The following is a 12,051-nucleotide window of genomic DNA, read 5'->3' on the forward strand; positions in this document are numbered from 1 at the left end:
CAGCATCCTCCATTGACAATGCAAGTTTGTCATTTTTGTTAAAGTCATCGTAAGAGCCGCTTCATATCAAAGGATAGGGAATTCTTCCATTTAAAGAAAACGACATAAACATACCAATATTTTAAAGTGTTAGTATATTTTTTTGCAGATTAGGGATTGACAGCTTTTTTTCACTCGTTTCGCTGTAACAACTATTACAAAAGTGTTACAATAATGAGTGGTAATTGTAAAAGATTGAAAAGGATGAGAGGAGCTACATAAGTGGGAGAGAAACAGCATCAAGGTGCTGCCGAGCAAAAAAAAATCAAGCGCCGGAACGCCTGGAGAATTAATCTCTTTTTCTTCGCTGTATTTAGTTTATTTGCTGGACTTGTGATCAAGCTGGGTGTGCTGCAAATCGTCAATGGTGAAGATTATAAAAAGCAAGCCAACCGAACAGAGGTCAAAACAGCATCATACCCGTCTCCAAGAGGAAAAATGTATGACGCGAGAGGAAGAGTCGTCGTTGATAACGAAAGTGTACCTGCCATCGTTTATACATCAGAAAGCGGTGTGAAAGCGAAGGATAAGATTAAGGTAGCAAGAAAACTTGCGACTTATATAAAAATGGATACTGATTTTTTGAGAGAGCGTGACATTCGAGATTTTTGGCTGGCGAGCCATCCGAAAGAAGCGGATAAACTCATTTCAAAAGCGGAGAAAAAAGATATCGATGCAAAGGATGTCTATCCGCTTCAAGTAGAGCGTGTCCCAAAGAAAGAAGTCAAAGCGATCGAAAAGGATGCAGAGGAAAAAGCTGTTGCAGCGATCTACCGTAGATTTACAGGCGGATATGCCTTTGAGCCCCAAATCGTGAAGGCAATGAACCCAAACGAAGAGAAAAAAGGGGACGAAAAAGTGGCTTTACTCGATGAAACGAAAGAATCAAAACAAACTTCATCCGTAAGCCTGACATATGAAGAAATTTCACTTGTCTCAGAGCATCTTGATGAACTGCCTGGTGTGAACGTCATCAACGACTGGACAAGAAAATATCCGTATGAAAAGACCCTTTATAATGTACTTGGCGGTGTGACTACACCAGAGCAAGGAATCATTAAAGAGCGTGAAGATTACTATATGGCAAGAGGCTACTCGCGAAATGACCGGGTAGGGAAGAGCTATTTAGAATATCAATACGAGGATTTTCTAAACCCAGAGAAAGCGACCGTTCAATATACACAGGTTGGCGGGAAGCTGCTCGATGAAATCAAGCGGACAGAAGGACGAAGAGGACTTGATCTTGCGCTGACATTTGATATGGAGCTGCAAAAGGAAGTCGACAAAATCGTTGAATCAGAGCTTAGATCTGCCAGCGCGAGAAACTATATGATGGATCGTGCCTTTGTCGTCATGATGGACCCTCACACAGGGGATGTTCTCGCGATGTCAGGCAAGAAAATGGACGGCAGAGACGTCACAGATTATGCAATCGGAACATTTACGACCCAGTACGAAATGGGCTCTGTTGTCAAAGGAGCCACTGTCCTCTCTGGTTATCAAGACGGAATGTCACACAACCAAGCCTATATGGATACACCGCTCTACTTTGCAGGAAGTAATGGAAAACCGAAGCGGTCTTACAAAGATCTTGGATGGGTTAACGACATTCAAGCACTCCAAAAAAGTTCCAACGTCTACATGTTCCAAGTAGCGATGAGAATGGCGGGCATCACCTATCAAAAGGATGGTCCGTTACCGGCAAGGCCTGAGCACTTACAAAAAATGAGAAACTACTATGCGCAATTCGGTCTTGGCGTGAAAACGGGGATCGATCTGCCGCAGGAATCAAGCGGGATGCAGACGCATCCTAAGACGGTCGGCGGACTCTTGCTTGATGAAGCAATTGGTCAGTACGACACGTATACACCGCTTCAAGTGGCGCAATACATGTCAACGATCGCCAATGGAGGCAGCCGTATTCAGCCAAGAGTAGTGAAAAGTGTTCATCTTCCAACGAAGAAGGATGAAGTAGGCCCAGTCGTAAAAAAATATGAGCCGAAGGTGCTGAATACGATTAACAACTCGAAAGCAGATATTGACCGCGTAAAAACGGGACTGAAAATGGTCACATCAACAGGCGGAACTGCTGCTGGCCGGTTTGGTCAGCATGATGTCGCGGGAAAAACAGGTACAGCGCAAACGTTCTACTATGGTGCCAACCGCAGCTGGTGGGGAAATTCAACGTACAACTTAACCTTTGGAGGATATTATCCTTCTTCTAATCCAAAGGTGGCGTTTAGTGTCGTGACACCTTATGTCTCAGATAAGGATCCTGTTATTAAAAACATCCCAAGTAAAATTGTGGATAAGTACGTTGAATTACAAAAGAAATATGAAAAACAATAAACCGCAGGGAGCACAGCAGCAGAAAGTGCTCCCTTTTTGCTGAAAATATGGACGTTTCCCTCGATGACAGAAGGAAAATACGGGTTTTCTAGCGAATCTTTTTTATACATCAATCTAAGGACAACCCTAAAAAATGAAAAGGAGGGTCGGACGACGATGGAACAACAAATGAAAGATTCGAATCAATTGTATTCGAACATCGATTTACATGCCGTTCTTTCTTCTAATGGCCGCTTTCTCTACATTTCTTCCAACTGTAAGCAGCTTTTGCTCTATGAACAAAAGGATTTACTAGGGTGTTTTTTGAAAGACTTTGTTCATACCGAAGATCAATTTCTCGTCGAAAGTTATTTTTACAATCAGCACATGCTAGAGGTTTGCCACTTTAGACTGCTAAGAAGTGATCTGACAGCTGTATGGATCGAAGCAAGCATTGATTTTGTTGCTTGTGATGGGTTAGACAACGAAGTAAGTAGAGAAATGATCCTGAAAATGAGGGTGCTGGATACTGAGCCCCAAAAAGCAGCATTTCAAACAACATCAAACGTAGCAGAACAGTCGTTAGGCAGTCTGCCGGCTTTCCAAAATGTCGGTGAAGCTGAACAATTGATTGCCATGCTGCCAAATCCGTTATGTATTACGATTTTAGGGAAAATTGTGTATGCGAATGATGCGATGCTGCAATTAATGGGGGTAAGTGCAAGAGATGACATGATCGGCAAGTCCGCGTTTGATTTTATTGCTGAAGAGTACCATGATATTGTCAGAAGCCGAATAACAAGGCTGCAGCAAGGCCTTCCAGTCGGAATGATTGAACAGATATGGAAGCGTCAAGATGGGAGTAGTATTCATATTGAGGTAAAGTCATCACCGACGATTTATCAAAATCAGCGGGCAGAGCTTTTACTGCTCGTGGACATCTCATCCCGTAAAAAGTTTCAAACCGTTCTTCAAAAAAGCCGGGAGAGGTATCAGCTGCTCATTCAAAATTCCATTGATACGATTGCGGTCATCCATGATCACAAATGGGTGTTTATGAATGAATCTGGCATTAAATTATTTGAAGCCGAGCATTACGATAAATTAATAGGAAAGGATATCTTTCATCAAATTCATTCCTGTGATCAGCAAAAGGTCAAAAAGAGTTTATCACGTATTATTGAAAGAGCATCAGATTCTGAGATTGTCACAATGAGCTGTCATACGTTTAAACATAAGCTGATTTATACAGAAATGGTCTGTATCCCAACTACATTTTTTGGAGAAACAGCGGTTCAAATTATTTTAAGAGATATCTCCGAACGTAAGCAGACAGAAGAGCTCATGCTCCGCTCTGAAAAATTATCGATTGCAGGCCAATTGGCGGCTGGCATTGCACATGAAATCAGAAACCCATTGACCGCCATCAAAGGCTTTTTACAGCTCATTAAACCGAAAACAAAAGATCGCGATCAATACTTCGAGATTGTTTTCTCTGAGCTGAGCCGAATAGAAATTATCTTGAGTGAGCTGCTAATGCTGGCGAAACCGCAGCAAACCTCCTCAATGCAGACGCTGGATTTGAAAAAAATCATCAGCGAAGTCACAGCCTTGTTAGAAACACAAGCGAACTTAAATGGCATTTTAATGAACACAAGTGAGATAGAGGAGGGTCTCCTGATGAACGGAGATCAAAATCAGCTCAAGCAAGTGTTTATCAATTTAATCAAAAATGCCGTAGAATCCATGCCGGACGGAGGAAAGGTAGACATCACAGCCAAAGCAGAAGGTGATGGAATACTTGTCACGATTCGTGATGAAGGGATCGGCATTCCTGAATCGGTGATGAAGCGGATTGGAGAGCCCTTTTTAACCACAAAGGAAAAAGGAACAGGACTTGGCCTCATGGTCACATTTAATATTTTAGAAAATCATAACGGGACGATCCGTGTGGATAGTCAGCCTGAAAAGGGCACCGTATTTCACATCATGTTTCCTGCAAAATAAAAACAACGGCAAGAGAGCCGTTGTTTCAATCTAGCGAATGAATAGAACGTTTTTCGAGTACAAATTGTTCTAGCCGGTCAAGTCCTTCTTTCAGCGTTTCAAGTGAATAAGCGTAAGACAGGCGCACATACCCTTCGCCGAGTGGAGAGAAAGCAGAGCCTGGTACGACCGCAAGTCTTGTACTTTCTAACAGCTCCATGCAAAAATCAAAGGAACTCATCCCAAACGATTCAATGGATGGAAAAATATAGAAAGCGCCAGAAGGTTTAATCACCGGAAGCCCCATAGAAATGAGCCGATCATATACATAATCGAGTCTTTTCTTATATTGCTCTCTCATGATCAGTGCATCATCCACACCATTTGTCACAGCTTCAAGTGCCGCCTTTTGTGAGACAGCCGAGGCACAAGACACGTTATATTGATGTACTTTTAATACATGTTTAGCAATTGGAGCTGAAGCAAATAAAAATCCAATTCTCCATCCAGTCATGCTATGAGATTTAGACAGTCCATTGATGACAATGGTCTGTTCTTTTAAGAAAGAGGCAATTGAATGATGCGGCCGGTCAAATGTCAGCTCGCTGTAGATTTCATCGGATAAAATAAAGATGTCTTTTCCTTCAAGGAGCTGGGCAATTTCTTTCAATTCTTCTTCTGAAAGCGTGACACCAGTCGGGTTTGAAGGGTAAGGAAGAACCACACACTTTGTCTTTTCCGTTAGCGCATCCTCAATCAGCTTGGCATTCAATTTAAAGCCGGCATTCGTTGTGTCAATATGTACGGGCATGGCACCGCACATTCGAATGATCGGTTCATATCCGGGGTATACAGGTCCAGGTAAAATGACCTCATCGCCTTCTGTTAAAATGGTTCGAAACGCAGCATCGATTGCTTGACTTGCACCTGTCGTCACAATGATTTCTGACTCTGCATCATAATCAAGATTCACTTTCTTCTTGATATAATGCTGGATCGCTTGTCTTAGCTCTAGGAAACCAGCATTGTGAGTGTATGAGGTGTAATTCTCGTCAATGGCTGCTTTGGCAGCTGTTTTGACATGATGCGGCGTATAAAAATCGGGCTGGCCTATCGTCAATGAAACGACATCTTCATATGACGATACGAGATTTGAAAATGTTCGAATGCCTGAAATTTCAATATCCTTTACTCTTGGATTCAGCAAATGCTCCATTTCTCATCACCTTAAAAATTTATGTTTTTATCCTATTTTACCATTCACTGCATAAATGTCACCTGCGAAAGGCACTGGATATCGTTATATGTAGTCTATTCTCCTATCCATCACCGCATGAGTGATATATTAAAGAAAGAGCAACATTTATTATAGCGTAACCTCAAGAGAAAATACAGGCTGTGATGAAGATGATTAGAAAACGGCAAAACTGCGTAAACTGAAAGAACGTGAGAATCAGGGTCATGGGAATTGCTTTCATAGACATACGATCTCCTAAAGGAGGACGATAGATGGAACAATCAGCGAAGACATCGAAAATCGCGTTTCTATCCGTGCTGAGCAACACATTTGTTGTCATCTTAAAAATCATTGTGGGTCTATTAACCGGATCTGTCGCGGTTTTATCAGAAGCCATTCATTCGTTTCTCGATTTAATGGCATCGTTTATTGCATTTATTTCTGTTCGTATTTCAAGAAAGCCAGCAGATTCTAAACATCCTTATGGACATGGAAAAGTCGAAAATATTTCTGGAACGATTGAGACACTGCTGATTTTCGTTGCTGGCATTTGGATTATATACGAATGTGTTCACAAATTAATGCATCCAGAGCCAGTCAAGCTGCCTGTGCTTGGCATTGTGGTCATGCTGCTAGGTGCGCTCATCAATTTTGTTGTATCGAGGATTGTGAACAAAGAGGCTGAGCGAGTACATTCAGTTGCCATGAAATCAAATGCACTGCATCTTTTAACGGATGTGTTTACGTCATTAGGGGTGGCATTTAGTTTATTGCTTGTGGCATTAACCGACTGGTATTTCCTAGATCCGATCATTGGAATGGTTCTGGCCCTCTTTATTATGCGTGAAGCGTTTAAACTCATGAAGGAAGCCTTCCCCCCGCTTGTTGATGCTCGGTTAACACCAGAGGAAGAACAATCAATCGAAGCGATCATTCAAGGATTTAGTCAAGAATTTATTGAATATCATGACTTTCGAACAAGGCGGTCTGGTGCCGAGGAATATATTGATTTTCATTTGATTGTAGATGGAAAGACAACGATTGAAGATGTTCACCAATTATGTGATCGAATTGAAGAGAAGATTCAGCTGGAATTTCCGCATGCACAAATCTTTATTCATGTGGAACCTGAAAGTGAAAGAAGCGCACAAACGTAAAAAAGGCGATCAACCTATTCTCAGGTTGTATCGCCTTTTTTTACGCTTCATCTATGAAATGAAATCAATATCCATAAGCAGTATCGTAGTCTTCATACCAAGAGATATAAGCTGTGTCATCATTTGACAAACCATGCTTCATATCTAAAAAGTCAGCCTCGCAAATATCTTCAATTACAGTCATTTCGTTGTTCTTTAATAATACGACAGTTCCCATCATGAACACCTTTCTTTAAAAAATCCTTGACTATTGTACCATTTGAAGAATCATTGTCAACAGAAGAATGGAAACAAGACGAAAATATCACAAAATGTTAAAAAATCAGGAGTAAAAGAACTAGAAGTGCCATGTTTTTCACAAATTTTCAGTATTTATTCACATAAATCGCTTAGATCAAACTGATCTAAAATGTATGTAAAAGTGTAAAGCTCCATTGATCTTGCTATATTCATAGGATATAATAACGGATGATTATAAGAAATTTATAGAAAACATACATAATAAAGGAGAAATAGGATGGAAACCAACATAACAGAACCACACATTCAAGAAAAGAAGCATCCTGAGCTAGCAGGTGTAGGCTATCGTTTTCTTGCACACCTTTTGGACGGTATCATTATCGGTGTACCAATTGCATTTATCATGTTTATTTTGGCGTCAGTCTTTTTTATCTCAAGCCCAGAGGCAGCAATGATGATGGATGACGACAGTTATTACTATTCTTCAACCGTCATAACGGATGAGGAGTGGGAAGCTATTATGGGACTGATCTTTTTCTATATAGGGGCAATCTTGATGGGTACCGTGGTGACATGGCTTTATTACGCCATCATGGAATCATCAAAATTGCAAGGAACACTTGGAAAGATGGCTCTCGGCATCAAAGTAACAAAAGTCACAGGCGAAAAGGTCACATTTGGCCGTGCAACTGGCCGCTTCTTTGCAAAAGGCTTTTTGTCTCCGATCTTATATATTGGCTATATCATTGCTTTCTTCACAGAAAAAAAACAAGCACTTCACGATTTGATTGCAAGTACCATTGTTGTGAAGAAATAATGAAAAAAGCACCTCTGCTATATGGTAAGAGGTGCTTTTTTTCATAGATCGCTCGTATGGAAGAGGGAAACAGCACATAAAATAGAATGATAGTGAAAAATGAGGCAGGGAAGGGAGACAATTGATTGAGAACAGGAAAAAAGACCGCACAGAAAAAAGGGGCAGGCTTTGGGCTGTTTTTGACAGCACCTGTGCTGGCCTGGGCGTTGTATGATTTTGCAAATACGATCTTTTCATCAAATATGATCACCATTTTCTTCCCATTTTACTTGCAGGAAACGATCGGGGACAGTGCGAGAATGGACCAGATCGCCAGCACCTTTATTTCTTATGCAAACGCACTAGCCAGCTTTTTTCTCGTCATTTTTACACCTTTATACGGAGTGCTGATTGATCGTACAGGGAAAAAGAAACGCTACATTACGGTGTTTACGTTCATATGTATTGCTTGTACGTTGATGATGGGGATTTTTGCTGGGATTGATTTCTCAAGTGAATGGTTTGGGCTGCCTGTTTCTTTATTAGTCGTGGTCACCTTGTTTGTGATCGCAAAGTTTTTTTATCATTCTAGTCTTGTTTTCTATGACACCATTTTGCCCGATCTTGGGACAAAGGAAGAAATCCCGCTTATTTCAGGATTTGGTATCGCCGTCGGCTATTTAGGAACACTTGTCGGTCTCTCTGTTTATTTACTTGTCGGCAATGACCAGTTTCATGAAGCATTTATTCCGACAGCTCTTTTATTCCTTCTCTTTTTTCTACCCTTTCTCTTTTTTGTAAAAGATCCTCATCCGCTGCCTCAGCGAGAGAAAAAGGCGTCTTTTTTCAGCGGGTATAAAGAGATTATTCACACGTTTAAAGAGATGAAAAAGTACAAGCCAGCTTTTATCTTTATGATTGCTTTCTTTTTTATGAATGATGCTTTACAAACAGCGATTGCGATGATGGCTGTTTATGCCAAAATCATCATTGGCTTTACTGCTGGGCAATTTATTTTGCTCTATCTTGTGTCGACCATTTCAAGTATCATTGGCTCCTTTCTGTTTGGTTATATCACAAAAGCGATAGGGGCAAAGCGATCGATTACAGTCGTGTATGTCATTTTGATTGTGGCGCTCATTCTGGCTGTGACAGCGGCAACCGAATGGGTCTTCTGGATAGCGGGCAGTTTATTCGGGATTTCACTTGGCGCAAGCTGGGGGGCATCACGAATCTTGATTATTGAACTGACACCGAAGGAAAAGCGAGGACAGTTTTTTGGCCTCTTTGCGTTCTCAGGGAAGGTATCTTCCATTATCGGGCCGATCATTTATGGCTCAGTTACCCTGCTGTTTGCAGAGCACGGAAATCTCGCAAGCCGCCTTGCACTAGGGTCTTTGCTCATCCTTGCAGCGATAGGACTTGTGATTCATCAATTCGTTCGAGAGAAAGCGTAAAGAAACGTCAACTTTTTACCTATGCTGCCGATATAAAAAGTACAATCTTATATTGAAGAATAGAGGGATTTCCGTGGCTTTAAACAAACAAGAAATTTTACTTGACTCTGGTACCAATGAATTGGAAATTGTGAAGTTTGAAATTGGTGCAAATCAATTTGGCATTAACGTCATGAAAGTTAGAGAAATCATTCAGCCGGTTGAGGTGACGGTTGTACCGCACTCTCACCAAGATGTAGAAGGGATGATTAGTTTACGAGGCGAGATTTTACCAGTCATCAATCTATTTTCCTTTTTTAATGTCGAGTCAGATCAGTCAGAACAAGAGAAATATATTGTGACTGAATTCAACCAACGGAAATTTGTGTTCCATACAGGAACGGTATCACAAATTCACCGCGTCAGCTGGGAAGAGATTGAGAAGCCGACTGCACTCAATCAAGGGATGGACCGTCATTTAACGGGCATCATTAAGCTTGATGAAAAAATGATTTTCCTTCCAGATTACGAAAAAATCATTTATGATATTGAATCCGCTTCTGGTGTTGATACGTATCATATGTTTGACGGTGAGAAAGACGAGAGAAGAACAGGGAAGAAACTGTATGTCGTTGAAGATTCTCCGCTTCTCATGCGTTTATTAACAAATGAATTAACCGAAGCAGGCTATAAAAACATTGTGACCTTTGAAGATGGCAAACAAGCATATGATCATGTCATGGACCTTGTCAGCAAAGGAATCAGTGTCACAGAAGAAATTGATATGATTATTACGGATATTGAAATGCCTAAAATGGATGGCCACCGGCTAACAAAACTGCTGAAGGACAATCCTTTAACAAATTCCATTCCGATTCTTATTTTCTCTTCGTTAATCACTGAAGATTTGCGTCATAAAGGGGAAACGATCGGGGCGGATGATCAAATCAGTAAACCAGAAATTCATCAGCTGATTGAAAAAGTCGATCATTTTATTATCTAAACTAAAAAACCACTCGGTATGAGTGGTTTTTTTCTGTTTAAAAATAACTTTCCCCGAGACGTTTGAAGACGGGCTTTGTGTAATGTGATTTTTGTTTTGTGGCGGCAGGTTTTTCTTTTAAACCGACATACGTTTGAAGTATTTGCTTTGCTCGGTTTAATGACATATTCGCTTTCGGATTGCGATATGATTGATTTAAATTTCCTAAGTGTGGCAAAAATTCGAAGTCTTCTTTCGTTGGTGGCAGGTGAAAATAATAATCTCCAATTTCAATCAGCACGTCGGACTGTTGTTGACTATACTTGGGATTGTTAGAGAAATGTAGGCCCACTTTTCTTCCTTTACCTTCTTGCAATAGTTTTTGCAGCGCGCGTTTTTTCAAAAGATAAAGAAACTTGGGGTTTGGTGCGGTTTTAGCATGGCGGTTAACAGTATAAATGGCTTTTGCGATGTTTTCTGCTGTAGGTTCTATGTCTTTAGTATGAGCATAATCGTCCATTTTTTCTCTCCTTTGTCTTTCGTCTTCCTGTGCTTAGTATAAATTATACGTTTTTATTAGTAAATTGCAAATAGGGTTATGGTTAAAAGTGATATATGTATTGGACTTGGTCGGCATTTTTTTTAAATTATGAACATGACTTTGATGTTTATTATAGAAACAAAATGGGATTAAATACGAAAAAATTATTTATAATATGAAAATTGAATAAATAATTTTGAAAACGTTTTGGTATATTGTAATTCAGAAAGAATTGTTGATCAAAATGTAATAATATTATATAATTTCTATATATTTAAAAAAAAGGGTGATTTTATGAAGTTAAGACTAGTAATATCGTTTGTATTTTTATGTGTATCAATCTTTTTTTCTATCGATGCATCAGCTGCTACTAGCAATTGGCAAACCCCTTATTTTGCTAAATCTACATGTAAGGTAAGAGTATGGACAGATGCTACCAATTATTCTAAAAAAGCTAAAACTGTTGATTTTACAATTGAACAAAATGGTAAATGTGGTGAACTAAGATATGATGCTCATTTGTCCCCAATCGGACTCTATACATATACCGCAAAATTTGAAAGAGGGAGTTTTAAATATAAAACCCCGCTGAAAAAATTAAGCTTAAATCTACCAGAATACAAACATAGAGGATATGAAGCTGTTGTACATGTCGATTTATCTAGTAAGAATGGTAAAGATCTAGGGTATGTACAATCTAAAACAATTAATATAAAAAAACGTTAGAAACCTCATAAAAGTTAATAACTAATATATATAATTCATTCTCCCTTTAATAGGGAGAATTTTTATTTTACAAATTAAAGTTAAATAGGTTTAGATGACTGCAGATTTATCATATGTAAGACAAACATAACATCATGTTTTATTTTGTATGAATAGAATAAGCGCAATAGAAACATCCATTAAAATCAGCTTCATTCGTCAATTGTTTGGCTTCTTCAATGGCGCTTTCACCATTCATATGCAGGCCAATCAACGTTCGGCTTGCAGCATCACCTAAAAATGCACAATCTTCTGTATGTACAACAAATTGTCCCTGTTGATCTTTTGTATGAATAAAATAGTAGCTTTTTAGCATTTCTTTCACCTCCAACCTGACTATACTACTATAAAACTTCCAAATGTAAAGGGGTTTTATTAAAAATGTTGTAATTTTATACACATTTTTGTTATATAAAAACCCAAAAAAAGGGATCAACATAACGAGAGATACTATATCGATGGAGGGTTTAGTGCTGCAAGATATGATAAAAATGAAAAAAAGACTTTCTTTATAAAGAAAGTCCCAGACCGTAGACAAACCCCA

The 12,051-nt window shown here is 39.5% G+C and carries 11 protein-coding genes; 7 read left to right on the forward strand and 4 right to left on the reverse strand.

From position 1 onward, the window contains the following. The first annotated feature begins 261 nt into the window (after positions 1-261). Both AWT60_RS04060 and AWT60_RS04065 read left to right on the forward strand, forming a co-directional pair. Positions 262-2,388 carry a peptidoglycan D,D-transpeptidase FtsI family protein gene (locus AWT60_RS04060; protein ID WP_218676922.1) on the forward strand — a complete coding sequence of 709 codons (2,127 nt, stop codon included), beginning with the start codon at positions 262-264 and terminating at the stop codon, positions 2,386-2,388. A gap of 156 nt (positions 2,389-2,544) precedes the next feature. Continuing rightward, positions 2,545-4,374 carry a PAS domain-containing sensor histidine kinase gene (locus AWT60_RS04065; RefSeq protein WP_218676923.1) on the forward strand — a complete coding sequence of 610 codons (1,830 nt, stop codon included), beginning with the start codon at positions 2,545-2,547 and terminating at the stop codon, positions 4,372-4,374. Positions 4,375-4,399: 25 nt separating this feature from the next. Here the strand turns inward: AWT60_RS04065 and AWT60_RS04070 are convergent, their stop codons facing one another. Beyond that, a complete protein-coding gene (locus AWT60_RS04070) occupies positions 4,400-5,569 on the reverse strand; it encodes an aminotransferase A (RefSeq protein WP_024424705.1) in 1,170 nt (389 codons plus the stop codon). 293 nt (positions 5,570-5,862) lie between these two features. Here AWT60_RS04070 and AWT60_RS04075 point away from each other — a divergent pair, with 293 nt between their 5' ends. Next, complete coding sequence (locus tag AWT60_RS04075; protein WP_025092345.1) at positions 5,863-6,747, forward strand: cation diffusion facilitator family transporter; 885 nt, start codon at positions 5,863-5,865, stop codon at positions 6,745-6,747. A 64-nt stretch (positions 6,748-6,811) separates the two neighbouring features. Here AWT60_RS04075 and AWT60_RS04080 read toward each other — a convergent pair whose 3' ends face one another. Further along, positions 6,812-6,964, reverse strand: a complete 153-nt coding sequence (locus tag AWT60_RS04080; RefSeq protein WP_162842519.1) for a hypothetical protein — start codon at positions 6,962-6,964, stop codon at positions 6,812-6,814. Positions 6,965-7,264: 300 nt separating this feature from the next. Between AWT60_RS04080 and AWT60_RS04085 the strand changes: the two genes are divergently transcribed. The 3 genes from AWT60_RS04085 to AWT60_RS04095 all read left to right on the forward strand — a co-directional run bounded on the left by AWT60_RS04085 (position 7,265) and on the right by AWT60_RS04095 (position 10,222). Then, positions 7,265-7,804: an RDD family protein gene (locus tag AWT60_RS04085; protein ID WP_024424707.1), complete on the forward strand. Its 540-nt coding sequence runs from the start codon at positions 7,265-7,267 to the stop codon at positions 7,802-7,804. Positions 7,805-7,929: 125 nt separating this feature from the next. Then, positions 7,930-9,240 (forward strand): MFS transporter, encoded by a 1,311-nt coding sequence (locus AWT60_RS04090; RefSeq protein WP_024424708.1) that lies wholly within the window; start codon positions 7,930-7,932, stop codon positions 9,238-9,240. 73 nt (positions 9,241-9,313) lie between these two features. After that, entirely contained in the window at positions 9,314-10,222 is a 909-nt protein-coding gene (locus tag AWT60_RS04095; RefSeq protein ID WP_024424709.1) for a chemotaxis protein, read from the forward strand. Positions 10,223-10,259: 37 nt separating this feature from the next. Here the strand turns inward: AWT60_RS04095 and AWT60_RS04100 are convergent, their stop codons facing one another. Further along, complete coding sequence (locus tag AWT60_RS04100; RefSeq protein ID WP_008356877.1) at positions 10,260-10,721, reverse strand: YkyB family protein; 462 nt, start codon at positions 10,719-10,721, stop codon at positions 10,260-10,262. A 315-nt stretch (positions 10,722-11,036) separates the two neighbouring features. Here AWT60_RS04100 and AWT60_RS04105 point away from each other — a divergent pair, with 315 nt between their 5' ends. After that, positions 11,037-11,468 carry a hypothetical protein gene (locus AWT60_RS04105; protein ID WP_046310795.1) on the forward strand — a complete coding sequence of 144 codons (432 nt, stop codon included), beginning with the start codon at positions 11,037-11,039 and terminating at the stop codon, positions 11,466-11,468. Between the two features lie 139 nt (positions 11,469-11,607). On the opposite strand, the gene AWT60_RS04110 is transcribed toward AWT60_RS04105, so the two are convergent. Then, positions 11,608-11,823 (reverse strand): hypothetical protein, encoded by a 216-nt coding sequence (locus AWT60_RS04110; RefSeq protein WP_046310797.1) that lies wholly within the window; start codon positions 11,821-11,823, stop codon positions 11,608-11,610. Between the last annotated feature and the right edge of the window lie 228 nt (positions 11,824-12,051).

The sequence above is a fragment of the Bacillus sp. F2HM genome, from assembly GCF_019266135.1.
In the GTDB taxonomy this organism is placed as follows: Bacteria; Bacillota; Bacilli; order Bacillales; family Bacillaceae; genus Bacillus; species Bacillus safensis.

Excerpts from the sequence above, each read along its gene's own strand:
- AWT60_RS04065 (WP_218676923.1), top strand. The coding sequence starts at position 2,545 with ATGGAACAACAAATGAAAGATTCGAATCAATTGTATTCGAACATCGAT.
- AWT60_RS04070 (WP_024424705.1), bottom strand. The coding sequence starts at position 5,569 with ATGGAGCATTTGCTGAATCCAAGAGTAAAGGATATTGAAATTTCAGGC.
- AWT60_RS04075 (WP_025092345.1), top strand. The coding sequence starts at position 5,863 with ATGGAACAATCAGCGAAGACATCGAAAATCGCGTTTCTATCCGTGCTG.
- AWT60_RS04080 (WP_162842519.1), bottom strand. The coding sequence starts at position 6,964 with ATGGGAACTGTCGTATTATTAAAGAACAACGAAATGACTGTAATTGAA.
- AWT60_RS04085 (WP_024424707.1), top strand. The coding sequence starts at position 7,265 with ATGGAAACCAACATAACAGAACCACACATTCAAGAAAAGAAGCATCCT.
- AWT60_RS04100 (WP_008356877.1), bottom strand. The coding sequence starts at position 10,721 with ATGGACGATTATGCTCATACTAAAGACATAGAACCTACAGCAGAAAAC.
- AWT60_RS04105 (WP_046310795.1), top strand. The coding sequence starts at position 11,037 with ATGAAGTTAAGACTAGTAATATCGTTTGTATTTTTATGTGTATCAATC.
- AWT60_RS04110 (WP_046310797.1), bottom strand. The coding sequence starts at position 11,823 with ATGCTAAAAAGCTACTATTTTATTCATACAAAAGATCAACAGGGACAA.